The 23,193-nt window shown below is 72.8% G+C and carries 17 protein-coding genes and 1 pseudogene; 5 read left to right on the forward strand and 13 right to left on the reverse strand.

The window, feature by feature from the left end; all coding sequences use genetic code 11:
• Positions 1–6: 6 nt before the first annotated feature.
• A pseudogene (locus IEZ20_RS33930) lies at positions 7–1,469 on the forward strand (cytosine permease).
• Positions 1,470–1,473: 4 nt separating this feature from the next.
• Here the strand turns inward: IEZ20_RS33930 and IEZ20_RS33935 are convergent.
• Complete coding sequence (locus tag IEZ20_RS33935; protein WP_189305877.1) at positions 1,474–2,562, reverse strand: branched-chain amino acid aminotransferase; 1,089 nt, start codon at positions 2,560–2,562, stop codon at positions 1,474–1,476.
• Positions 2,563–2,799: 237 nt separating this feature from the next.
• Positions 2,800–3,843, reverse strand: coding sequence for a 3-isopropylmalate dehydrogenase (locus tag IEZ20_RS33940; protein ID WP_189305878.1), 1,044 nt, complete (start codon positions 3,841–3,843; stop codon positions 2,800–2,802).
• 143 nt (positions 3,844–3,986) lie between these two features.
• Here IEZ20_RS33940 and IEZ20_RS33945 point away from each other — a divergent pair, with 143 nt between their 5' ends.
• A complete protein-coding gene (locus tag IEZ20_RS33945; protein WP_189305880.1) occupies positions 3,987–5,534 on the forward strand; it encodes a purple acid phosphatase family protein in 1,548 nt (515 codons plus the stop codon).
• A 48-nt stretch (positions 5,535–5,582) separates the two neighbouring features.
• Here the strand turns inward: IEZ20_RS33945 and IEZ20_RS40515 are convergent, their stop codons facing one another.
• From IEZ20_RS40515 to IEZ20_RS33960, 4 genes are all read right to left on the reverse strand, one after another.
• A complete protein-coding gene (locus IEZ20_RS40515; protein ID WP_268253092.1) occupies positions 5,583–5,714 on the reverse strand; it encodes a hypothetical protein in 132 nt (43 codons plus the stop codon).
• A 309-nt stretch (positions 5,715–6,023) separates the two neighbouring features.
• The gene (locus IEZ20_RS33950) at positions 6,024–6,551 is read right to left on the reverse strand and encodes a GNAT family N-acetyltransferase (RefSeq protein ID WP_189305882.1); all 528 of its coding nucleotides are present in this window, start codon (positions 6,549–6,551) and stop codon (positions 6,024–6,026) included.
• A gap of 135 nt (positions 6,552–6,686) precedes the next feature.
• Positions 6,687–8,318: an L-glutamate gamma-semialdehyde dehydrogenase gene (gene pruA / locus IEZ20_RS33955; protein WP_189305884.1), complete on the reverse strand. Its 1,632-nt coding sequence runs from the start codon at positions 8,316–8,318 to the stop codon at positions 6,687–6,689.
• 39 nt (positions 8,319–8,357) lie between these two features.
• Positions 8,358–9,284, reverse strand: a complete 927-nt coding sequence (locus tag IEZ20_RS33960) for a proline dehydrogenase family protein (protein WP_189305886.1) — start codon at positions 9,282–9,284, stop codon at positions 8,358–8,360.
• 165 nt (positions 9,285–9,449) lie between these two features.
• On the opposite strand from IEZ20_RS33960, the gene IEZ20_RS33965 reads away from it, so the two are divergent.
• On the forward strand, positions 9,450–10,718 hold the full coding sequence (locus IEZ20_RS33965) for a PucR family transcriptional regulator (protein WP_189305888.1): 1,269 nt from the start codon (positions 9,450–9,452) through the stop codon (positions 10,716–10,718).
• 64 nt (positions 10,719–10,782) lie between these two features.
• Here IEZ20_RS33965 and IEZ20_RS33970 read toward each other — a convergent pair whose 3' ends face one another.
• On the reverse strand, positions 10,783–12,594 hold the full coding sequence (locus IEZ20_RS33970; protein WP_189305890.1) for an FAD-dependent monooxygenase: 1,812 nt from the start codon (positions 12,592–12,594) through the stop codon (positions 10,783–10,785).
• 240 nt (positions 12,595–12,834) lie between these two features.
• Positions 12,835–14,244: a MocR-like pyridoxine biosynthesis transcription factor PdxR gene (pdxR, locus tag IEZ20_RS33975; RefSeq protein ID WP_189305892.1), complete on the reverse strand. Its 1,410-nt coding sequence runs from the start codon at positions 14,242–14,244 to the stop codon at positions 12,835–12,837.
• Positions 14,245–14,291: 47 nt separating this feature from the next.
• Here pdxR and IEZ20_RS33980 point away from each other — a divergent pair, with 47 nt between their 5' ends.
• Complete coding sequence (locus IEZ20_RS33980) at positions 14,292–15,518, forward strand: MFS transporter (RefSeq protein WP_189305894.1); 1,227 nt, start codon at positions 14,292–14,294, stop codon at positions 15,516–15,518.
• On the opposite strand, the gene IEZ20_RS33985 is transcribed toward IEZ20_RS33980, so the two are convergent.
• Positions 15,505–16,089 (reverse strand): TetR/AcrR family transcriptional regulator, encoded by a 585-nt coding sequence (locus tag IEZ20_RS33985; RefSeq protein WP_189305896.1) that lies wholly within the window; start codon positions 16,087–16,089, stop codon positions 15,505–15,507. The two genes, IEZ20_RS33980 and IEZ20_RS33985, sit on opposite strands and share 14 nt — an antisense overlap.
• Before the next feature lie 96 nt (positions 16,090–16,185).
• Here IEZ20_RS33985 and IEZ20_RS33990 point away from each other — a divergent pair, with 96 nt between their 5' ends.
• Positions 16,186–17,700, forward strand: coding sequence for an MFS transporter (locus tag IEZ20_RS33990; RefSeq protein ID WP_189305898.1), 1,515 nt, complete (start codon positions 16,186–16,188; stop codon positions 17,698–17,700).
• 109 nt (positions 17,701–17,809) lie between these two features.
• Here the strand turns inward: IEZ20_RS33990 and serA are convergent, their stop codons facing one another.
• From serA to IEZ20_RS34010, 4 genes are all read right to left on the reverse strand, one after another.
• Positions 17,810–19,399, reverse strand: coding sequence for a phosphoglycerate dehydrogenase (gene serA / locus IEZ20_RS33995; RefSeq protein WP_189305900.1), 1,590 nt, complete (start codon positions 19,397–19,399; stop codon positions 17,810–17,812).
• 227 nt (positions 19,400–19,626) lie between these two features.
• Positions 19,627–20,625 carry a ketol-acid reductoisomerase gene (gene ilvC / locus IEZ20_RS34000; RefSeq protein ID WP_059252752.1) on the reverse strand — a complete coding sequence of 333 codons (999 nt, stop codon included), beginning with the start codon at positions 20,623–20,625 and terminating at the stop codon, positions 19,627–19,629.
• A 118-nt stretch (positions 20,626–20,743) separates the two neighbouring features.
• The gene (gene ilvN, locus IEZ20_RS34005; protein WP_030654216.1) at positions 20,744–21,268 is read right to left on the reverse strand and encodes an acetolactate synthase small subunit; all 525 of its coding nucleotides are present in this window, start codon (positions 21,266–21,268) and stop codon (positions 20,744–20,746) included.
• 20 nt (positions 21,269–21,288) lie between these two features.
• Positions 21,289–23,139 (reverse strand): acetolactate synthase large subunit, encoded by a 1,851-nt coding sequence (locus IEZ20_RS34010; RefSeq protein WP_189305902.1) that lies wholly within the window; start codon positions 23,137–23,139, stop codon positions 21,289–21,291.
• Positions 23,140–23,193: the final 54 nt, after the last annotated feature.

Raw genomic sequence — 23,193 nt, forward strand, 5'->3', positions numbered from 1 at the left:
CCAGCCATGCCGATTGAACAGCGCGGTGTCGACACCATCCCGGACGGGGAACGGACCAGCGGGCCACGCGACCTCGTGTCGATCCTGCTCGGCTCCAACCTCTGCCTCGGGGTGATCATCTTCGGCTGGCTGCCGCCGTCCTTCGGCCTCGGCTGGTGGGCGTCGGTGAGCGCGATCGTGGCGGGCACGGTGATCGGCACGCTGTTCACGGCCCCGCTGGCGCTGGTCTCCCTGCGCACCGCGACCAACCTGTCCACCTCCTCCGGCGCCCAGTTCGGGGTGCGCGGCCGGCTCGTCGGCTCGGTGGTCGGACTGCTGCTGGCGCTCGGCTACACCGCGCTGACGGTGTGGATCGGCGGGGACGTCATGCTGATGGTCCTCGGCCGGCTCTTCGGGGTGCCGGCGGACGGGGTGTCGTACGCCCTCGTCTACGCGGTGCTCGCCGCGGCGACCGTCGCGGGCGCGGTCTACGGCTACCGGGTCCTGCTCGCCATGTCCCGGGTGCTGGCCGTCGGCATGACGGCCCTGCTGCTGCTCGGCGTCCTCGCCTACGCCCCGCACTTCACCACCGCCGCGCTGCCGGACGCGGGCGGCTACCTGCTGGGCTCCTTCTGGCCGACCTGGTTCCTCGCGGCGGTGGCGGCGGGCCTGTCCGGCCCCATCGCCTTCATCACGCTGCTCGGCGACTACACCCGCTACATCTCACCGGCCCGCCACACCTCGCGCCGCGTCCTGCACGCCACCTGGCTCGGCCTGGTTCTCGGCCTGCTGGTCCCCCAGCTCTTCGGCACCTTCACGGCGTACGCGGCCCGCGCGGCCACCGACTACGCGGGCCCGCTGGTCGCCGCCTCCCCACCTGGTACCTGGTCCCGCTGCTGCTGTCGGCGTCGGCCGGCTCGGTCGGCAACGCGGGGCTGATGCTGTACTCCATGGGCCTGGACCTGGACGCGATCCTGCCCCGCGCCTCCCGCGCCCGCGCCACCTGCACCGTGGCGATCGTGGCCACGGCCTGCGTCTTCGCCGGCCACTACGCCTGGGACGCGCAGTCCGCGATGACGTCCTTCGTCCTCCTGCTCACCGCCATCGGCACCCCCTGGGCGGTCATCACCCTCATCGGCTTCGTCCGCTGCCGCGGTGTGTACGACGCCGACGCCCTCCAGGTCTTCAACCGCCGCTCGCGGGGCGGGATCTACTGGTACCGGGCGGGCTGGAACCCGCGGGCGACCGCGTCCTGGGCGCTGGGCGCGCTGGTCGGCCTGCTGGCGGTGTCCCTGCCGTCGTACGAGGGCCCGCTGCTGGCCTGGACGGGCGGGGTGGACTGCAGTTTCCTGCTGTCGGGGCTGGTCGGCGGCGCGGTGTACCTGCTGCTGACGCTCGCCGAGGAACGCCCCCAAGGGGCGCGGGGAACCGCGCGACAGGCCACGGCGGACCCTCAGACGACCGACGGCCTGTCCCGCAGTTCCCGCTGAGCTGTCAGCCGACGCGGTGCATCCAGCCGTGCGCGTCCCCGGCCGTGCCCCGCTGGAGGTCCAGGAGGGCCTGGCGCAGGCGCACGGTGACCTCGCCGGGCTCCCCGCCGGACTGCTGCCACTGACCGCCGGCCCGCTTGACGGTGCCGACCGGGGTGATCACGGCCGCGGTGCCGCAGGCGAAGACCTCGGTGAGGGTGCCGTTCTCGGAGTCGCGCTGCCACTGGTCGACGGAGACGCGGCCCTCCTCGGCCTCGTACCCGAGGTCACGGGCGACGGCCAGCAGGGAGTCACGGGTGACGCCCTCCAGGATGGAGCCGGTCAGGGCGGGCGTGATGATCTTGTTGCCGTACACGAAGTACAGGTTCATCCCGCCCAGCTCCTCGACCCACGTGTGCTCGACCGCGTCGAGGTAGCAGACCTGGTCGCAGCCCTTGGCGGCGGCCTCGGCCTGGGCGAGCAGGGACGCGGCGTAGTTGCCGCCGGTCTTGGCGTCGCCCATGCCGCCGGGGACGGCGCGGACACGGTCCTCGGAGACCCAGATGGAGACCGGCTTGACGCCGCCCGGGAAGTAGGCGCCGGCCGGGGAGGCGATGACGATGAACAGGTACTCGTTGGCGGGCTTGACGCCGAGGCCGACCTCGGTGCCGATCATGAACGGGCGCAGGTACAGCGACTCCTCGCCGCCGTGCGCGGGCACCCAGTCGACGTCCTGGCGGACCAGGGCGTCGCAGGCCTCGATGAACGTCTCGACCGGCAGCTCGGGCATGGCGAGGCGGCGGGCGGAGCGCTGGAAACGCTTGGCGTTCTGGTCCGGGCGGAACATGGCCACCGAGCCGTCGGGCTGGCGGTAGGCCTTCAGGCCCTCGAAGATCTCCTGGGCATAGTGCAGGACGTTGGTGGCCGGGTCGAGGGGGATCGGCGCGTACGGAACGAGCTGGCCGTCGTGCCAGCCCCGGCCCTCCGTCCACTTGATCGTCACCATGTGGTCGGTGAAGTGGCGGCCGAACCCGGGGTTCGCCAGGATCGCCTCGCGCTCTGCGGCGGCGAGCGGGCTGGCGGAGGGCTTGAGCTCGATCGTGGGCGTCGTCATGTGTTGTCCTTCACCGGTTGTAGTGACGGGCCGCGCTCACGCCTGTACTGCTGGTCGTCAGTGCTAGGACGTCCGAGCATTCCCTCATATCGCGGCTCCGCGTTCGATTATCGCGCGGGGGCGGTAGCGGACGGAATCGGGGTGAAGCGGCCCAGGGGTTGATGGTGGCACCCGGCGAGGCACAGGAAAAGCCGCCGGGTGCGGTAGCGACCCGGCGGCTAGCGGTAGCGCGGCGGGTCAGCCGGCTACGCGTACAGCGAGCGCGTCGCCGATCCCGGAGGTGGAGCGGGCCGGCTTCCCGGCGCGCTCGGTGAGGTCGGCGGCGACCGCCGCGTCGATGCGGTCGGCCTCGTCGTCGTAGCCGAGGTGGCGCAGGAGCAGGGCGACGGACAGGACCGTGGCGGTCGGGTCGGCCTTGCCCTGGCCGGCGATGTCGGGCGCGGAACCGTGGACCGGCTCGAACATCGAGGGGAACTCGCGGGAGGGGTTGATGTTCCCGCTCGCGGCCACGCCGATGCCGCCGGAGACGGCCGCGGCGAGGTCGGTGATGATGTCGCCGAAGAGGTTGTCGGTGACGATGACGTCGAAGCGGGCCGGGTCGGTGACCAGGTAGATGGTGGCCGCGTCGACGTGGATGTAGTCGGTGGTGACCTCGGGGTACTCCTGGGCCACCTGGTTGAAGACGTTCGTCCACAGGTGCCCGGCGAAGCTCAGCACGTTGTTCTTGTGGACCAGCGTGAGCTTCTTGCGCGGGCGGGCCTGGGCGCGCTCGAAGGCGTCGCGGACCACGCGCTCGACACCGAAGGCGGTGTTGACGGACACCTCGGTGGCGACCTCGTGCGGAGTGCCCTTGCGGATGGTGCCGCCGTTGCCGGTGTACGGACCCTCGGTGCCCTCGCGGACCACGACGAAGTCGATCTCCGGCTGACCGGCGAGCGGGGTGGCGACGCCGGGGAGGAGTTTCGACGGGCGCAGGTTGACGTGGTGGTCGAAGGCGAAGCGGAGCTTGAGCAGGAAGCCGCGCTCCAGGACGCCGGACGGCACCGACGGGTCGCCGATCGCGCCGAGCAGGATGGCGTCGTGCTGCTTGAGCTGCTCCAGGTCGGCGTCGGTGAGGGTCTCTCCGGTCGCGTGGTAGCGCCGGGCACCGAAGTCGTACTCCTTGGTCTCCAGCTTCACATCCTGCGGCAGGACGGCGGAGAGGACCTTGAGACCCTCGGCCACGACCTCCTGGCCGATGCCGTCACCGGGGATCACTGCGAGATTGATGCTGCGAGACATGCGGGCACCCTACTCCTCGTCCCATCGGCTGACACGCCCTGTCCGCCATGCGGACACTCGGGAGGGTTGCGGGTGTCATCCCGTCGGCCGCTGTTCACCCCCGCGCGGTGGGGAAGTCGGCGTCCGGTGGAAGGTTCTCGGACATGGACACCCCCGACGTCGGCATTCCCCGCCCGCTCGCCGGCCGGCTGAGGATGGCCGAGCAGTACGAGTACCTGCGCACCCGTGTGCTCCCGCGCCGCACCCTGGTGACGGCGGGCGCGGTGGCGGGCGGTCTGGTGACCGGGTGCGGCACCGCGTCCGCCGGGAGGCCGGGGCCGGTGGCCTCCCGGGTGCCGGGCTGGGCGGTGCGCCCGTTCGGCCGCCATCTCGCCTTCGGCGCCGATCCGCGCAGCCGGATGCGGATCTCCTGGCAGGTGCCCTCGGCGGTGCGGCGGCCGTACGTGCGGGTCGGACCGCGCCCCGACGACCTCGGGCGCCGGATCCCGGCCGAGGTCCGCCCGCTGCACACGCCCGGGGTGGCGGGGGTGCGGCCGGCGCTGGAGCAGTACTACGTGCACGCGTCCGTGGACGGCCTCGCGCCCGGCACGACGTACTACTACGGCGTCGGCCACGACGGCTGGGACCCCACCGCCGCCGCCCACCGCGCCGCCGTCGCCTCCTTCCGCACGGCGCCCGCGAGCCCGGAGCGGTTCGTGTTCACGGCCTTCGGCGACCAGGGCGTGAGCCGGGCGGCGGACGCCAACGACCGTCTGCTGCTGCGCCAGGAGCCCGCCTTCCACCTGCACGCGGGCGACATCTGCTACGCGGACGTGAGCGGGACGGGCCACACGACGGACGGCTACGACCCCGCGTCCTGGGACCTGTTCCTGAAGCAGAACGAGCCGGTCGCGCGGACCGTGCCGTGGATGGTGACGACCGGCAACCACGACATGGAGGCCTGGTACTCGGCGGACGGCTACGGCGGCCAGCTGGCCCGGTTCGCCCTGCCGGAGACCGGTTTCGACCCGCACGGCACGCCGGGCGCCTACACCTTCCGCTACGGCAACGCCGGGTTCGTCGCGCTGGACGCCAACGACGTGTCGTACGAGATCCCCGCCAACCTCGGCCACAGCGGCGGCCGGCAGACGGCCTGGCTGGACCGCACGCTGCGCCGGCTGCGCGCGAGCGAGGGCGTCGACTTCGTGGTGGTCTTCTTCCACCACTGCGCCTACTCCACCTCCCGGCACGCCTCGGACGGCGGCGTGCGCCGGGAGTGGCTGCCGCTCTTCGCGGAACACCGGGTGGACCTGGTGATCAACGGGCACAACCACGTGTACGAGCGCACGGACGCGATCAGGGGCGGACGGGTCGGCCGTGCCGTGCCGGTCGGCGGCTCCACCGACCCCGACCGGGACGGCACGGTGTACGTCACGGCGGGCGGCGGCGGCCGTGACCTGTACGGCTTCCCCACGGGCGTGCAGGACAGCTACGAGGGCCATGCCACCCGGCACGAGGCCGTGCGGACCTTCGCCTGGACGAAGGGCGAGGGCCGCGCGCCGGAGACGGCGGAGTGGTCGCGGGTGCGCTACACCGGCTTCTCGCTGCTGTCGGTGGAGGTCCGGGCGGGCGCCTCACCGCGGCTCACGGTGTCGGCGCTGGCGCAGGACGGGCGGCGGATCGACCACTTCGAGGTGCGGCGCGGCGGGTGAGGGCCGCGCCGCACCCGACGGGATGCGGCTCCCGGCCGGTGGTCCGGCTCAGTGGCCGGTCGCGCCGCCGTTGTCCCGGCGGTCCAGGGCGCGCTGGAGGGCGGCGGCGGCGTTCTTGCGGTCGGACTCGCTCGTGCGGGACGCGTGACGGACTCGGGGGCGGACGGTCGTCTCGGCCATGGCAATCGACTCCTTGGGCTTACGTGGAGCACGGCAGTGAGGGGTGACGAGACGCCGGAAGGGGCGGGGAGCGCTCGGCCGCAGGGGTTGCCTGCACGGGGCCCGGCTCACGACCGCCATTCGCTGGATCGAGCGAGACGTTCGGCTCCTTTCAAATTAAGGGAGCGGCCCGCGTCTGTCTGCACCATTACTCGGACTTCCTACTATCTGAGACGGTGGACTGGGTCACACGGCGCTGAGCTGGGCGTTCGCGCGTTCGGGGGGTACGCCGACCGGGTGAGCGCCGCAGGCGAGGACCGCCTGCGCGGCTCAGGTGACGTCCCCGTCCCGCCAGTCGAGGACCAGTTCCCCCGCCGGGTCCAGCGCGCCCCGCAGGTACACGCCGCCCTCCTCCTCCGGCAGCCGCACGACCCCGTCCGGCGAGAGGGCGTGCACCTGGCCGGGCCACCGCTGCCAGCCGCGGGCGGCGTACAGCAGGGCACCCTCGTCGCTCGCGGAGAGCGCGCCGAGGTCGTAGGCCCGGTCGATCACCCGCTCCAGCTCGGCCATCACCCGCCCGCCGAGCCCCGTCCGCCGTACGTCGGCCCGCACGGCGACGGCCTCCACGTACCCGGTGCGCAGCCAGCGCCCCGCGTGCCGGACCCGGCGCATCACGAGCGCCCCGTGGGCGGCGAGCCCCCGCGCGTCCTGCACCAGCACGTGCATCCCGCCGAGCCCGTGGTCCCAGTCCGCGTCGGAGAAGTCGCCGTCGAAGGCGTCGTCCAACAGGGCGCGGACGCGGCGGAGTTCGGCGGGGCCGAGGTCGGCGGTGTGGGCGAGACGGAGGCGAGGAGTCATGCCCCCAGTATCGTGTCCGACCACGGAGACCGTCCTGACCGGTCAGGACTCCCCGGCCCGCGGGCTCTGGCATGGGAACGGGCCGGGAAGTCTGCTCGGCGGCAGGCTTCCCGGCCCGTGTTCGGGGGGTGAGGGTCAGCCCATGTGCGGGTACGTGTAGTCGGTCGGCGGGACCAGGGTCTCCTTGATGGCGCGGGTCAGGGTCCAGCGCTGGAGGTTCTGGGGGGCACCGGCCTTGTCGTTGGTGCCGGAGGCGCGGCCGCCGCCGAAGGGCTGCTGGCCGACGACGGCGCCGGTCGACTTGTCGTTGATGTAGAAGTTGCCGGCCGCGTAGCGGAGCTTCTCCATCGTGTAGGCCGCCGCCGCGCGGTCGTTCGCGATGACCGAGCCGGTGAGGGCGTAGTCCGAGACCGACTCCATCTGGGCCAGCATCTCGTCGTACGTGTCGTCCTCGTAGACGTGCACCGCGAGGATCGGGCCGAAGTACTCGGTCGTGAAGACCTCGTTCTCCGGGTCGGTGCACTCGATGACGGTCGGGCGGACGAAGTAGCCCACCGAGTCGTCGTAGCTGCCGCCCGCGACGATCGTGCAGGACGGATCCGCCTTGGCGCGGTCGATCGCGGCCTTGTTCTTGGCGAACGCGCGGTCGTCGATGACGGCGCCGATGAAGTTCGACAGGTCGGTGACGTCACCCATGGTGAGGTAGTCGACCTCGGCCGCGAACTCCTCCTTGAAACCGGAGTTCCAGATGGAGGCCGGGATGTAGGCGCGGGAGGTGGCGCTGCACTTCTGGCCCTGGTACTCGAAGGCACCCCGGGTGAGGGCCGTCTTCAGGACCGCGCGGTCGGCCGACGGGTGCGCGACGAGGAAGTCCTTGCCGCCGGTCTCGCCGACCAGGCGCGGGTAGGAGCGGTACTTCTCGATGTTGGTGCCGACCGTCTTCCACAGGTACTGGAAGGTCTTGGTCGAGCCGGTGAAGTGGATGCCGGCCAGGTCGCGGTGGTGCAGGGCGACCTTGGAGACCTCGATGCCGTCACCGGTGACGAGGTTGATGACGCCCTTGGGCAGGCCCGCCTCCTCCAGCAGCTGCATGAGGAGCACGGCCGCGTGGGTCTGCGTCGGGGACGGCTTCCAGACCACCACGTTGCCCATGAGGGCGGGGGCGGTGGGCAGGTTGCCGGCGATCGCCGTGAAGTTGAACGGCGTGATCGCGTAGACGAAGCCCTCCAGCGGGCGGTGGTCCAGGCGGTTCCACACGCCCGGGGAGTTCGCCGGGGGCTGCTCGGCGAGGATCTGGCGGGCGTAGTGGACGTTGAAGCGCCAGAAGTCGACCAGCTCACAGGGCGTGTCGATCTCGGCCTGCTGCGCGGTCTTGGACTGGCCCAGCATGGTGGAGGCGGCGAGGGTCTCGCGCCAGGGGCCGGCCAGCAGCTCGGCGGCGCGCAGGATGATCGCGGCGCGGTCGTCGAAGGACATCGCGCGCCAGGCCGGCGCGGCGGCCAGGGCCGCGTCGATGGCGTCCTTGGCGTCCTGCTGGGTGGCGTGGCGGCCGGTGCCGAGGACGGCCTTGTGGTTGTGGGGCTGCACGACCTCGAACGGCTCGCCGCCGCCCAGCCGCTTCTCCCCGCCGATGGTCATCGGCAGGTCGATCGGGTTCTCGGCCAGCTCCCTGAGCTTGACCTCCAGCCGGGCGCGCTCGGGCGAGCCGGGGGCGTAGCCGTGCACCGGCTCGTTGACGGGGGTGGGGACCTGGGTCACAGCGTCCATGAGATCCGTAACTCCTTGTACGTGAGCGGGTGTTCGGGCTCAGCCCTTGCTGACCATGGAACGGAGGAAGAACCGGAGGTTGGCCGGCTTCTCCGCCAGGCGGCGCATGAAGTAGCCGTACCAGTCGGTGCCGTAGGCGGTGTAGACGCGCATGCGGTGGCCCTCGGCGGCGAGCCGCAGGTGCTCCTCGCTGCGGATGCCGTACAGCATCTGGAACTCGTACTCGTCGAGCTTACGGCCGGCCTGGTGGGCCAGCTCCTGGGCGATGGCGATCAGGCGCGGGTCGTGCGACCCGATCATCGGGTAGCCCTCGCCCTCCATCAGGATGCGCAGGATCCGGACGTACGCCTTGTCGATCTCGTGCTTCTGCTGGTAGGCGACCTCGGCGGGCTCCTTGTAGGCGCCCTTGACCAGGCGGACGCGGCTGCCGGACGCGGCGAGGCGGCGGGCGTCGGCCTCGGTGCGGAAGAGGTAGGCCTGGATGACGCAGCCGGTCTGCGGGAAGTCCTTCCGCAGCTCCTCGTGGATGGCGAACATCGAGTCCAGGGTGGTGTGGTCCTCGGCGTCGAGGGTCACCGTCGTACCGATGGCGGCGGCGGCCTCGACCACCGGGCGGACGTTGGCGAGGGCCAGCTCGTGACCGCCGGGCAGGGCCTGGCCGAACATCGACAACTTGATCGACATCTCGACCCGCTCGCCCAGCTGAAGCTGCTTGAGGTGGTCGATCAGCTCCAGGTAGGCGTCCCGGGCGGCGGTGGCCTGCTCGGGGGTGGTGATGTCCTCGCCGACGACGTCCATCGTCAGCTCCAGGCCCTTGGCCGTCAGGTCCTTGACGATCGGGACGATGTCGGTCACGGCCTCGCCGGGGATGAAGCGGTCGACGACCTGCTTGGTCACCGGGGCCGCCGAGATCAGGCGTCGCATCCGGTCGCTGCGCGACGCGGCGAGAATCACGGGACCCAGCACGGGGCACCTCCACAGACAAGCACCAAATACGGCCATCACCCGACGTTTCGGGTACGGCGCGGGGAACCACCGTGAAACCTAAGGATTTCTCCGATCGTCGGCCATCGACAGCTGTCACGCATCCGTGCCCGGGATCTCAGACAGATGTATGAAGGTGGCCGGAAAATGGGGGAGAATGCCCGGGTGGCGGCTGAATTCAAGGCGGACTACCAGGAGCTGGTGGACGAGATCTCCGAGCTGCTGGGAGCGCCCGCGACCCTGGAGAACCGCGACTTCGAGCTGATCGCCTTCGGGGCCTACGACAGCGAGGGCGAGCTGGACCCGTCCGCGCTGGACCCGGTGCGCACCCGCTCGATCCTGACCCGGCGCTCCACGGCCACGGTCCGGGCCTGGTTCGAGGGCTTCGGCATCACCCGCGCCACCGGCCCGGTCCGCATCCCGCCGAGCACCGAGGCCGGTGTCTACCGCGGCCGGATCTGCCTGCCCGTCCGGCACCGGGGCGTGGTCCTCGGCTACGTCTGGCTGCTGGACGGCGACCCCGGGCCGACCGACGCCCAGCTGGCCGCCGCCATGCGGGTCGCCGGGCGGATCGGCGCGCTGCTCGCCGACGAGGCGGAGGCCGGGGCGGGGCTGAGCCGTGAGCTGCGGGCGGTGCTCACCGCGGAGAGCGGCTGGCAGCGGGACATGGCGGTGGCCGACCTGCGCACCGCCCTGGGGTCCCGCGCGGACGGCCCGCACACCCTGGTCTGTGTCGCGCCCTGGCCGTCGGCCGACCCGGACGACGCCCCGGCCGCGCGTACGATCCCGCACGCCACGGCGCTGTGCACGCTGCCGTGGGGGGCGGCCGGGCAGAGTCTCGCGCTGCTGGTCCGGCTGCGGACCACGGAGACGAGCGCCCCCGCGGTGGCGGCGGCCACGCGGCTGCTCAAGGAAGCCGGGGCGGCGGGCGGCGCGGCACGGGGGGCCGGGGCGCGGGTGGCGGCGGCGGTCGCCGCGGGTTTCAGCGCGGGGCCCGCGGCCGCCGGGTGCGCCGCCGGCGTCGGCGAGCCGCGCACCGGCCTCGCCGAGCTGGGCACGGTCTGGCAGGAGGCGGCGGCCGCGGCGCGGGCCGCGCTGGCCGAGCCGCGGTTCGGGCCGGTCGCCGAGTGGGCGCGGATCGGGGCGTACCGGCTGCTGACCGCGCTGCCGCCGGAGGCCGCGCACGACCGCGTGGTCGGCCCGCTCCTCTCCCCCGCGCACCGGGAGCTGGCCCGCACGGCCGAGGTCTATCTCGACTGCGCGGGCCAGGCCGGGCGCACGGCGTCCGAGCTGGGCATCCACCGCCAGACGCTCTACTACCGCCTGTCCCGGGTGGAACAGCTGACCGGCCTGGACCTGGACGACGGCGAGGACCGGCTGCTGCTGCACATGGCGCTGAAGCGGGCACGGCTGTGAAGCGGGGGCGGCGCTTGGGCGGGCACGGCTCTGACCGGCTGGTGGATCGGCGACGGTGACCGGCTCACCGTCCGACGGGCCGGCTGCCGGTGCCGGTGGCGGTGCCGGTGATCGCGGTGAGGGCGTGCCGGAGCCCGGCGTCGGCGGGCGGGCGCGTGGGCCAGCGGGCGGCGATGTGGCCGTCGGGGCGCAGGAGCAGCGCGCCGTCCGGGGCGAGACCGCAGGCGTCGGCGTGTTCGGAGGCGAGGGGCTCGACGCGCAGCGGCCAGGGAGTGCCGGGTGGCGGTACCCAGGCGGCGGGGTCCGGGGCGAGCAGGGTGAACCACTCGCCGCAGGCGTCGAGCGTGGAACGGTCGCGGCCGAGCCGGAGATGCGGCACACGGCGGCCGGGCTCGGCGGTGGGGACGTAGTCCGTGCCGGGGTCCGGCGGCTCGGCCGGGGTGCCGTCGCCGGAGAGGACGGCGGCGGAGCGGTAGGTGACGCCGAGGACCAGGCCCAGTTGGCCGGAGAAGCGCTCGGACCACGGGATCTCGGCCGGCGCGGAGGTCGCCGCGCCGGTGCGGAGCCGTTCCCGGCGCCGGTGCAGCACCCGGCCCGCCAGCTCCGCGTTGGCCACCGCCTGGCGGAGCGTCGCGTGGGCGACGGGGCCGCGTTCCGTCCCGTAACTCTCCAGCAGGCGCGGGTCCGCCCAGCCGTGGAGCACGCCGGCCAGTTTCCAGCAGAGGTTGTGCACATCGGCGACGCCCGCGTTCATGCCGAGCCCGCCGACGATCGGCACGGCGTGCACGGCGTCACCGACCAGCAGCACCCGGCCCGCCAGTTCCGCGTTGGCCACCGCCTGGCGGAGCGTCGCGTGGGCGACGGGGCCGCGTTCCGTCCCGTAACTCTCCAGCAGGCGCGGGTCCGCCCAGCCGTGGAGCACGCCGGCCAGTTTCCAGCAGAGGTTGTGCACATCGGCGACGCCCGCGTTCATGCCGAGCCCGCCGACGATCGGCACGGCGTGCACGGCGTCACCGGCCAGCAGCACCCGGCCCCGGCGGAAGCGGTCGGCGACGAACGCGTGCATCACCCAGTGCTGGACGCGCCGCACCTCGGCCCGGATGCCGGTGCCGGGCCCGAGACCGCGCGCGAGGACGCCGTACCAGTCGGTGTGCGCGGGGTCCTGGGGCGTGGGGCCGAACCAGGCCCAGCCGCCCTCGGGATAGAGCGGGAGGAAGGAGCCGTGCGCGGTGAAGTAGACCCCTGCGGGCCGCCGGGCGCACCAGCGGCGGAGGTCGGCGTCGAAGACGACGGTGGTGAAGCCGCCCAGCGCCCCCGGCCCGGTGGTGCCGATGCCCAGCAGTCGCCGGACGGTGGAGTGCGCGCCGTCGGCCGCGAGGACGTACCGGGCCCGGACGCGTTCCCCGGCGCCGCCGCGGTGGTCGGCGAGCAGGGCCACGACCCCGTCGGGGTCCTCGGTCAGCCCGACGAGTTCGGTCCCGAACCTCACCGGCGTCTGCGTCGCGCCGAGCAGGGTCGGCTCCAGCCGGTCCTGCGAGGTGACCACACCGGTCACCGGGCTCTCCGGGACCGGTGCGCGTACCCCGGTCATCGCCGCCGTGGCGACGTCGGGGGCGCACAGGGTGTCGCGGAAGCGGACCCGGCCGTACTCCGGGGCGAACGCGCGGGCGGCGATCGGGCCGTCGAGTCCGAGCAGCCGGAAGATCTCCATCGAGCGCACGTTGACCAGCCGGGAGCGGGGGAAGGGCGACAGCTCGCCGTGCTTCTCGACCAGCAGGCTCGGCACGCCCCAGCGGGCCAGCAGGGCCCGGGCGGTGAGCCCGACCGGCCCGCCGCCGACGATCAGCACCGCCGTGCCCGCGTCCGCTACGGGCATCGCGACCCGCGTCCCAGGCGTGCGGTCCGGCCCATGGGAGCACTGTTCTGCGCCGGGCGGCCGTCCGCAATCGGGGCGGGAGGCGGACCCGGGGGTGGAGGCCGCACGCCGCGGCGGGGTCAGCCGGGCAGGTCCCCACCCGGACCTGGGGGCGGCGCCGCATGCCGGCGCGGGGTCGGCCGGGCAGGTCCCCGGTCCGCACCCGGCGGCGGGCGGCGGGCGGCGCATGCCGGTGCGGGGTCAGCCGAGGAGGTTCCCGACCCGGGCGATCCCCTCCGCGATCGCGCGCTCGGGTACGTCACCGAAGCCCAGGACGAGGCGTGCCGGGCCGGCCGCCGGCAGGGAACGGCAGGCGCTCATGCCGTACAGCCCGACTCCGCGGGCGAGGGCCTCGCCGATCACCGTGTCCTCCTCCACCCCGTCCGGGAGGTGGGCCACCGCGTGGAAGCCGGCGGCGAGCCCGGTCAGCCGTACCCGTGGGGCGTGCTCGGCGAGGGCCGCGACCAGGGTGGCGCGGCGGGCCGCGTAGGCGGTGCGCATGCGGCGCAGGTGGCGGTCGTAGCGGCCGGACTCGATGAGCAGGGCGAGCGCCAGCTGGTCGAGGGTGGGCGTGCCGCGGTCGGCGATCCGCTTCGCCTCCACCAGTCGGGGGGTGAGCGCGGGCGGGCTGAGCAGCCAGCCGATGCGCAGGGCGGGGGCCAGGGACTTGCTGACCGTGCCGATCGAGATCACCCGGTCCGGTGCGAGGCCCTGGAGCGCGCCGACCGGCTCCCTGTCGTAGCGGAACTCGGCGTCGTAGTCGTCCTCGATGACGACGCCGCCCCGGCGCAGCGCCCACGCGGCCAGGGCGCGGCGGCGGGCCGGTGCCAGCGCCACCCCCGTCGGCCACTGGTGGGCCGGTGTGACGACCACGGCTGTGGCCCCGGTCGCCTCCAGCGCCGTCACGTCGAGGCCGTCCGCGTCGACCGGGACCGGGACCGCGCTCAGGCCCGCGGCGCGGGCGGCCGCCGTCACGGTGGCCGGGGCGCCGGGCTCCTCGTGGGCGACGGCGCGCGCTCCGGTCCGGGCCAGGACCTGGAAGGCGAGGGCGAGGCCCTGTGCGTAGCCGGAGACGACGACCGTGTGCGCGGGGTCGGCGGCGGCGGCGCGGACCCGGCGCAGATAGGCGGCGACGATCTCGCGCAGCGCCCGGCTGCCGCGCGGGTCGCCGTAGTCGAGGTCCGCGGTCGGCATGGTCCGGGCGGCTTCCCGGACCGCCCACAGCCAGTCGCCGCGCGGGAAGGAGGCCAGGTCGGGGACGCCGTGCCGGAAGTCGGCGACGAGGCGCGGCGCCGCCCCGGGGGGTGTGGGCGGCGGTGCGGCGGCGGGCGGCGTGGGCGCGGAGGGGGCCACGCGGGTGGCCGAGCCGACGCGGGTGACCAGGTATCCCTCGGCCCGCAGCTGGGCGTAGGCGTCCTGGACCAGACCGCGGGAGAGACCGAGGGCGCGGGCGAGTTCGCGGGAGGAGGGCAGCCGTTCGCCGGGCCGGAGCCGGCCGCTGCGGATCGCGTCCCTCAGCTGCCGTTCCAGCTGGGCGCGCAGCTGTTCGCCACTGCCGCGATCGACGGTCAGCAACAACTCGGGGGACAGACCGGCCCACTGCACAGGCATGGAATTGGAGCTTACCGGGGGTCCGGTCGCCGCCTAGCGTCGGCCGCATGACGAACTCCCTGTCCCACGAGGCGACTTCGGCCGTGCGGCCGCCCCTGCTGACCCGCGCCCTCGCCCTGCGGTTCGTGAGCATGGTCGGCGCCTCGGTGAGCTTCTACCTGCTGCTGTCCGCGGTGCCCGCGCACGCCGGCCGGGGCGGGGCGGGTCTCGCCACGGGCGCGTTGATGCTGACCACGGTGCTGGGCGAACTGGCCGCGCCGCGGATCACCGCCCGGTACGGCACCCGGGGGCCGCTGGCGACCGGGCTGTTCCTGCTGGGCGCGCCCGCCCTGCTGCTGCCCCTCTCCGCCGCGCCGGCCTGGATCCTGACGGTGTGTCTGGTGCGCGGCCTGGGATTCGCGCTGACGATCGTCGCGGGAGGCGCCCTGACGGCGTCGCTGATTCCGGCCGAGCGCCGGGGCGAGGGCCTCGCGCTGGTGGGCGTGGTCGGAGGCGTCCCGTCCCTGGCCGCGCTGCCGCTGGGCCTGTGGCTGTCCGGGCAGGCGGGGTTCGCGTCGGTCGCGGTGGCGGCGGGGGTGGCGGCGCTGGCCGCGGTGCCCACGGTGCCGGGGCTGCGGGAGGCCGTGGACGACGGCAGCGCGCCGGGTGGCCCGGCGGTGTCCCGGGACGCCGGGCGGAAGACCCTCGGTATGGTCGCCGCCCTGCGCTCGGGGCCGCTGCGCCGTCCTTCCCTCGTCTTCGGCACCACCGCGCTCGCCGCCGGCGTCCTGGTGACGTTCCTGCCGCTGGCCGTGGCGCCCGCGGCGGCGGGGGCGGTGCCGGTGGCGCTGCTGGTGCAGCCCGCCACCACCACCGCGGCCCGCTGGGCGGCCGGCCGGTACGGCGACCGGAAGGGTTCCGGGCGGCTGGTGCTGCCCGGTCTGCTGGCATCGGCCGCCGGGATGCTGCTCACCGCCGCGGCCTCCGCTCCGGTCGCCGTCGTCGCCGGTGCGGCGGTGTTCGGCACGGGCTTCGGGGTCACCCAGAACGCCACGCTCGCGCTCCTGTACGGCAGGGTCTCCCGCCCCGCCTACGGCACGGTGACCGCGCTGTGGAACCTGGCCTACGACGCCGGCATGGGCGTGGGAGCGGCGGCGTTCGGTGTCCTGGCCGGACGCACCGGGTATCCCTGGGCGTTCGTGGTGACGGCCGCGCTGATGCTGGGCGCGCTGGCGCCGGCGGTGCGGGACCGGCCGGTGTCCGGCGGACGCGGGGGGTTGGTCAGTCCTCGGTGACGCCCTCGATCACCCGCCGCAGCCCCTCGGTGAGCTGGTCGGCGGTGGTCGCGGAGTCCGGGTCGAAGAGCCACTGGACCATGAGCCCGTTGAGGAGGGTCTGGTAGAGCCGGCCCTCGGTCTCGACCGTCTCCGGGTCGAGGTCCGCCTCCGGGAGGCCGGTGAACATGGCGGCGAGCCCCGCGCGGCCCTCCCGCTGCGCCTCCGCGAGGAGTTTGCGCACCTCCTGCAGCCGCTCGTCCTGGAACATCAGCTCGAAGCTGAGCAGCCAGATCGGCCGGGACCCGGGCACCGTGCGGATGACCGCGGCCCACACCTCCCGGAAGCGTTCCAGCGAGCCCGGGGGCTGTGTCACCTCCGCGCCGAGCCCCGGGTCGAACCGCTCCCCCACGCCCTCGATCAGCGAGATGTACGCCTGCACCAGCAGCGCGTCCTTCGAGCCGTAGTGGTAGCCGATCGACGCCAGGTTGGTGCCCGACTCCTTGACGACGTCCCGCGCGGTGGTGCGCAGGAAGCCCTTCTCCAGCAGGCAGCGCTTGGCGCCTTCGAGCAGATCCTCACGGTGTCCCATGCCGTCACCCTACCCAGAATCCATACAGACGTCCTAGACGCATGACCTATACAAGTGTTCTAGACAATCGTTTAAGACGCCCGTACAGTCCTCGGCATGACGACGAACCCGACGAGCACCGCCACCCCCGTCCGCGCCGGACGCCGCGCATGGACCGCGTTCGGCGTGCTGATGCTGCCGCTTCTGCTGGTCTCGATGGACGTCTCGGTCCTGTACTTCGCGACCCCCGCGATCAGCGCCGACCTGCGTCCGAGCGGCACCCAGCAGCTGTGGATCTTCGACATCTACGGCTTCGTGCTGGCCGGCCTGCTGATGACGATGGGCTCGCTCGGCGACCGCATCGGCCGCCGCAGGCTCCTGCTCATGGGGGCCGCGGCCTTCGGCGGGGCGTCGCTCCTCGCGGCCTACGCCGACAGCGCCGAGACCCTGATCGCGGCCCGCGCGGTCCTCGGCATCGGCGGCGCCACCCTGATGCCGTCCACGATGGCCCTGCTGCGCACGATGTTCACCGACCCGGCCCAGCGGGCCAAGGCGATCGGGCTCTGGTCCGGCGTGATGACCGGCGGCATCGCCCTCGGCTCGGTGATGAGCGGCGTCCTGGTCGAGCACTTCTGGTGGGGCTCGGTCTTCCTGGTCAACCTGCCCGCGATGGCGCTGCTGCTCGTCCTCGGCCCGGTGCTGCTGCCCGAGTCGAAGAACCCCGCGCCCGGCCGCTTCGACTGGCTCAGCGTCCCGCTCTCCCTGGCCGCCGTGCTCCCCGTGGTCTACGGCCTCAAGGAGATCCCCTCCGAGGGCTGGCACGCGCAGTACGTCCTCTGCATCACCGTCGGCCTGCTCTTCGCGGTCCTCTTCGCCCACCGTCAGCGCACCGGCACCTCCCCGCTGATCCCGCCGGCCCTGTTCCGGGGCCACGGCTTCACCCCGGCGCTGGTGCTGACCCTGGTCTGCGCCTTCGGGATGATGGGCTCGGCCGTCTTCACCACGCAGTACCTGCAGTCGGTCCTCGGCAAGAGCCCGCTGGAGGCGGCGCTGTGGAGCCTGCTCCCGTCGGTGCTCATCGGGATCGCGGGCCCCGTCACCGCCCAGCTCGTCCAGCGGGGCGTCCACCGCGGGTACGTCGTCGCCGCCGGCTTCGCGGTCAGCGCCGCCGGCTACGGCCTGCTGTCCCTCGCCGGCACCGACTCCCTGTGGCTGGTGCTGACCGCGGCCGGCGTCCTCGCCTGCGGGGCGGTCATGGTGATGTCCCAGCTGACCGACCTGGCGATGAGCGGCGCGCCGGTGGAGCGGGCGGGCACCGCCTCCTCCCTCCTGGAGACCGCCACCGAGTTCGGCGGCGCGCTGGGCATGGCGGTCCTGGGCTCGGTCGGTACGGCCCTCTACCGCCACACGATGCCGGACGCGGCGCCGGCGGAGTCCCGCGAGACCCTGGGCGGGGCGCTGGCCGACGCGGCGCACCTGCCCGGCCGGGCCGGCGCGTCCCTCCTCGCCACGGCGCGGGAGGCGTTCACCGGCGGGATGCAGGGGGCGGCGATCGCGGGCACGGTGATCCTGGCGCTGGCTGCGGTGCTGGCGGGGGTGAAGCTGCGGAGGATCGAGGTGAGGGGCGAGTAGGGAACGACGAGAACGCCGGACGGGCCGACGAGAGTCGGCCCGTCCGGCGTTCTCGGACGAGACCCCGGCCTTCCCGCCGACGGAGTCGGGCGGGCGGCCGGGAGGAACGTCAGACCAGGTTCACCGACCGGGCCGACGTGGCCCCGATCTCGGCGGCGACCTCGGCCAGGACGCCGGAGCCCACCGTGTCGTCCACGGTCAGCACGGCGAGCGCCTCGCCGCCCACCGCCGCACGGGCGACCTGCATGCCGGCGATGTTGATGCCCGCCTCGCCGAGGATGCGGCCGACGGTGCCGACGACACCCGGACGGTCCTCGTAGCGCAGGACGACCATGTGGTCGGCGAGGGCCAGGTCGACGTCGTAGTCACCGACCGCGACGATCTTCTGGACGTGCTTCGGGCCGGCCAGCGTGCCGGAGACCGACACCTCCTCGCCGGTGCCCAGCGTGCCGCGCACGGTCACCACGTTGCGGTGGTCGGCGGACTCGGAGCTGGTGGTGAGGCGGACCTCGACCCCGCGCTCCTGCGCGAACAGCGGGGCGTTGACGTAGGACACGGTCTCGTCGACGACGTCCTCGAAGACACCCTTGAGCGCGGACAGCTCCAGCACCTTCACGTCGTGCTGGGTGATCTCGCCGTAGACCTCGACGTCGAGGCGGACCGCGACCTCACCGGCGAGCGCGGTGAAGATCCGGCCGAGGCGCTCGGCCAGCGGCAGGCCCGGCTTGACGTCCTCGGCGATGACACCGCCCTGCACGTTGACCGCGTCCGGCACCAGCTCGCCGGCGAGGGCGAGGCGGACGGACTTGGCGACGGCGATGCCGGCCTTCTCCTGCGCCTCGTCCGTCGAGGCGCCCAGGTGCGGAGTGCAGACGACCTGGTCCAGCTCGAAGAGCGGGGAGTCGGTGCAGGGCTCCTTGGCGTACACGTCGAGGCCGGCGCCGGCGACCCGGCCCTCCTTCAGCGCCGCGAACAGCGCCGCCTCGTCCACGATGCCGCCGCGGGCGGCGTTGACGATGCGCACGGACGGCTTGACCTTGCGCAGCGCCTCGTCGCCGATGAGGCCGAGGGTCTCGGGGGTCTTGGGCAGGTGGACGGTGATGAAGTCGGAGACCTCCAGCAGCTCGTCCAGGGAGAGCACCTTGACACCCATCTGCGCGGCCCGCGCGGGCTGCACGTAGGGGTCGTAGGCGACGACCTTCATGCCGAAGGCGGACATGCGCTGCGCGACGAGGGCACCGATGCGGCCCAGGCCCACGACGCCCAGCGTCTTCTCGGCCAGCTCGACGCCCGTGTACTTGCTGCGCTTCCACTCGCCGTTCTTGAGCGCGGCGTTGGCCTGGGGGATGTTGCGGGCGGTGGCGAGGATCAGACCGCAGGCCAGCTCGGCGGCGGTCACGATGTTGGAGGTGGGGGCGTTGACGACCATCACGCCGGCCTTGGTGGCGGCGGAGACGTCGACGTTGTCCAGGCCGACACCGGCCCGGGCGACGACCTTGAGTTTCTTCGCGGCGGAGATGGCCTCGGCGTCGACCTTGGTGGCGGAGCGGATCAGGATCGCGTCCACGTCGGCGATCGCCGGAATCAGCTCGCCACGGTCCGCGCCGTTGCAGTGCCGGATCTCGAAGTCCGGACCGAGTGCGTCGACGGTGGCGGGCGACAGCTCTTCAGCGATGAGTACGACAGGTTTCGAGCTCACGTGAGTCCTCACATGTGCGATGCGGACGGCCGTCCCGACGGCCGCAGGCGGAGGAGGGGGGCTAGCCGCGGAAGACGCACGACGCTGTGGGCCTGACGCGTGTTGTGCAGCAGTGTAGTGCTGAGGCGGGGGTCGCATTGCGCCTCTGCGGAAGGATCACCCGTCCGGGGCTGGACGAGGTGGACAACAGGGGCCGGAGCAGTGCGCCCCGGCCCCTGTCGGAAGGCTTACGCCTCCTCGTTCACCCAGCTCATCAGCTTGCGCAGCTCCTTGCCGGTGGTCTCCAGCAGGTGCTCGGAGTCCTGCTGCTTGTACTCGTTGTACTTCTTCAGACCACCGTGGTACTCGTCCATCCAGTTCTTGGCGAAGGTGCCGTCCTGGATCTCGGCGAGGACCTTCTTCATCTCGGCCTTGGTGGCGTCGGTGATGATCCGCGGGCCCGTGACGTAGTCGCCCCACTCGGCGGTCTCGGAGACCGACCAGCGCATCTTCTCCAGGCCGCCCTCGTACATGAGGTCCACGATCAGCTTCAGCTCGTGCAGGCACTCGAAGTAGGCGATCTCCGGCTGGTAGCCGGCCTCGGTCAGGGTCTCGAAGCCCGCCTTGACGAGGGCCGCGGTGCCACCGCACAGGACGGCCTGCTCGCCGAAGAGGTCCGTCTCGGTCTCCTCGGTGAAGGTGGTCTTGATGACGCCGGCGCGGGTGCCGCCGATGCCCTTGGCGTACGACAGGGCCAGCGCGAAGGCGTTGCCGGAGGCGTCCTGCTCGACGGCGGCGATGCAGGGAACGCCGCGGCCCTCCTCGTACTGGCGGCGGACCAGGTGGCCCGGGCCCTTCGGGGCGACCATGGCGACGTCGACGCCGGCCGGGGGCTTGATGAAGCCGAAGCGGATGTTGAAGCCGTGGCCGAAGAACAGCGCGTCGCCGTCCTTCAGGTTCGGGGCGATGGACTCCTCGTAGACCTGGGCCTGGATCGGGTCCGGGACGAGGATCATGATCACGTCGGCCTCGGCGGCGGCCTCGGCCGGGGTCACCACGCGCAGGCCCTGCTCCTCGGCCTTGGCCTTGGACTTGGAGCCCTCGTGCAGACCGACACGCACGTCCACACCGGAGTCACGCAGCGACAGGGCGTGGGCGTGGCCCTGGCTGCCGTAGCCGATGACCGCGACCTTGCGGCCCTGGATGATGGACAGGTCGGCGTCGGCGTCGTAGAACAGCTCGGCCACTTTGGGTTCTCTCCTTGTGTGCAGGTGGTGCGTCCCACCGTATGACGGCGGGCGGGAAGGAAGTTCGGGGGTCTCGGCATACGGGCGGCCGTGGTTCGCCGGCCGCCCGTTCTCAGTCTTACGCCGTCCGGTCGAGAGCGCGCAGCGAGCGGTCCGTGATCGAACGGGCGCCGCGGCCGATCGCGATCGTGCCGGACTGGACCAGCTCCTTGATGCCGTACGGCTCCAGCATCTTGAGCATGGCGGACAGCTTCTCGCTGGACCCGGTGGCCTCGATGGTCACGGCCTCCGGGGAGACGTCGACGGTCTTGGCGCGGAACAGCTGGACGATCTCCACGATCTGGGAGCGGGTCTCGTTGTCGGCGCGGACCTTCACCAGAACGAGTTCGCGCTGCACGGCCTGGCCGGGCTCCAGTTCCACGATCTTCAGCACGTTGACGAGCTTGTTGAGCTGCTTGGTGACCTGCTCCAGCGGCAGGTCCTCGACGCCCACCACGATGGTGATGCGGGAGATGTCGGGGTGCTCGGTGACGCCGACCGCGAGCGAGTCGATGTTGAAGCCCCGCCGGGAGAACAGGGCGGCGATGCGGGCGAGGATGCCCGGCGTGTTCTCCACCAGGACGGAGAGCGTGTGCTTGGACATGTCTAAGGGGTCTTCCTCGCTCAGTCGTCTTCGTTGTCGCCGAAGTCGGGGCGGACGTCCCGGGCGGCCATGATCTCGTCGTTGGAGGTGCCGGCGGCGACCATCGGCCAGACCATCGCGTCCTCGTGGACGATGAAGTCGACGACGACCGGGCGGTCGTTGATGGAGTTCGCCTCCGCGATGACCTTGTCCAGGTCCTCCGGGCGCTCGCAGCGCAGGCCCACGCAGCCCATGGCCTCCGACAGCTTCACGAAGTCCGGCACCCGCGTGCCCTTGGCCTCCGGGTTGACGTCGTCGGGGCCGCTGTGCAGCACGGTGTTGGAGTAGCGCTGGTTGTAGAAGAGGGTCTGCCACTGGCGGACCATCCCGAGGGCGCCGTTGTTGATGATGGCGACCTTGATCGGGATGTTGTTCAGGGCGCAGGTGGTCAGCTCCTGATTGGTCATCTGGAAGCAGCCGTCGCCGTCGATCGCCCAGACCGTCTGCTGCGGCTGCCCGGCCTTGGCGCCCATCGCGGCCGGGACCGCGTAGCCCATCGTCCCGGCGCCGCCGGAGTTCAGCCAGGTGGCGGGCTTGTCGTACTGGATGAAGTGCGCGGCCCACATCTGGTGCTGGCCGACGCCCGCCGCGAAGATCGTGCCCTCGGGGGCGAGCTGCCCGATCCGCTCGATGACCGCCTGCGGGGAGAGCGAGCCGTCCTCCGGCTGGTCGTAGCCGAGCGGGTAGGTCTCGCGCCAGCGGCTCAGGTCGCTCCACCAGGCGGTGTAGTCGCCCTTGTGGCCCTCGCTGTGCTCCTTCTGCACGGCCTGGACCAGGTCGGCGATGACCTCGCGGGCGTCGCCGACGATCGGGACGTCGGCGGCGCGGTTCTTGCCGATCTCGGCCGGGTCGATGTCCGCGTGGACGATCTTGGCGTAGGGGGCGAAGCTGTCCAGCTTGCCGGTGACGCGGTCGTCGAAGCGGGCGCCGAGGGCCACGATCAGGTCGGCCTTCTGCAGCGCGGTGACCGCGGCGACGCTGCCGTGCATGCCGGGCATGCCGAGGTGCAGCGGGTGGCTGTCGGGGAACGCGCCGAGCGCCATCAGGGTGGTGGTGACCGGCGCGCCGGTCAGCTCGGCGAGGACCTTCAGCTCGGCCGTGGCCTGAGCCTTGAGGACGCCGCCGCCGACGTACAGGACGGGCCGGCGGGCGGCGGTGATGAGCTTGGCGGCCTCGCGGATCTGCTTGGCGTGCGGCTTGGTCACGGGGCGGTAGCCGGGCAGGTCCATCACCGGCGGCCAGGTGAAGGTGGTCTTCGCCTGGAGCGCGTCCTTGGCGATGTCGACCAGGACCGGGCCGGGGCGGCCGGTGGAGGCGATGTGGAAGGCCTCCGCGATGACCCGCGGGATGTCCTCGGCCTTCGTGACCAGGAAGTTGTGCTTGGTGATCGGCATGGTGATGCCGACGATGTCCGCCTCCTGGAAGGCGTCCGTGCCGATCGCCTTGGAGGCGACCTGGCCGGTGATGGCGACCAGCGGCACCGAGTCCATGTGGGCGTCGGCGATCGGCGTGACCAGGTTGGTGGCGCCCGGCCCGGAGGTGGCCATGCAGACGCCGACCCTGCCGGTGGCCTGCGCATAGCCGGTGGCCGCGTGGCCGGCGCCCTGCTCGTGGCGGACCAGGACGTGGCGCACCCGGGTGGAGTCCATCAGCGGGTCGTACGCCGGCAGGATCGCGCCGCCGGGAATGCCGAATACCGTGTCCGCGCCGACCTCCTCGAGGGAGCGGATGAGGGACTGCGCACCCGTGACGTGCTCGACGGGGGCGGACTGCTGTCCTCCGGAACGGGGCCGCGGCTGCGGATGGTGGGCCCCGGTGGCCTGCTCGGTCATCGGCATTCTCTTCTCGATGCTGAGGGTTTTTGCGAGGTTCGGGCGGAGTGCACG

The organism is Streptomyces cinerochromogenes (assembly GCF_014648635.1).
In the GTDB taxonomy this organism is placed as follows: domain Bacteria; phylum Actinomycetota; class Actinomycetes; order Streptomycetales; family Streptomycetaceae; genus Streptomyces; species Streptomyces cinerochromogenes.

Bases quoted from the DNA above. Each gene is read 5' to 3' on its own strand.
- IEZ20_RS33935 (WP_189305877.1), bottom strand. From the start codon at position 2,562: ATGACGACGCCCACGATCGAGCTCAAGCCCTCCGCCAGCCCGCTCGCC.
- IEZ20_RS33940 (WP_189305878.1), bottom strand. From the start codon at position 3,843: ATGTCTCGCAGCATCAATCTCGCAGTGATCCCCGGTGACGGCATCGGC.
- IEZ20_RS33945 (WP_189305880.1), top strand. From the start codon at position 3,987: ATGGACACCCCCGACGTCGGCATTCCCCGCCCGCTCGCCGGCCGGCTG.
- IEZ20_RS40515 (WP_268253092.1), bottom strand. From the start codon at position 5,714: ATGGCCGAGACGACCGTCCGCCCCCGAGTCCGTCACGCGTCCCGCACG.
- IEZ20_RS33950 (WP_189305882.1), bottom strand. From the start codon at position 6,551: ATGACTCCTCGCCTCCGTCTCGCCCACACCGCCGACCTCGGCCCCGCC.
- pruA (WP_189305884.1), bottom strand. From the start codon at position 8,318: ATGGACGCTGTGACCCAGGTCCCCACCCCCGTCAACGAGCCGGTGCAC.
- IEZ20_RS33965 (WP_189305888.1), top strand. From the start codon at position 9,450: ATGGGGGAGAATGCCCGGGTGGCGGCTGAATTCAAGGCGGACTACCAG.
- IEZ20_RS33970 (WP_189305890.1), bottom strand. From the start codon at position 12,594: ATGCCCGTAGCGGACGCGGGCACGGCGGTGCTGATCGTCGGCGGCGGG.
- pdxR (WP_189305892.1), bottom strand. From the start codon at position 14,244: ATGCCTGTGCAGTGGGCCGGTCTGTCCCCCGAGTTGTTGCTGACCGTC.
- IEZ20_RS33980 (WP_189305894.1), top strand. From the start codon at position 14,292: ATGACGAACTCCCTGTCCCACGAGGCGACTTCGGCCGTGCGGCCGCCC.
- IEZ20_RS33985 (WP_189305896.1), bottom strand. From the start codon at position 16,089: ATGGGACACCGTGAGGATCTGCTCGAAGGCGCCAAGCGCTGCCTGCTG.
- IEZ20_RS33990 (WP_189305898.1), top strand. From the start codon at position 16,186: ATGACGACGAACCCGACGAGCACCGCCACCCCCGTCCGCGCCGGACGC.
- ilvN (WP_030654216.1), bottom strand. From the start codon at position 21,268: ATGTCCAAGCACACGCTCTCCGTCCTGGTGGAGAACACGCCGGGCATC.
- IEZ20_RS34010 (WP_189305902.1), bottom strand. From the start codon at position 23,139: ATGACCGAGCAGGCCACCGGGGCCCACCATCCGCAGCCGCGGCCCCGT.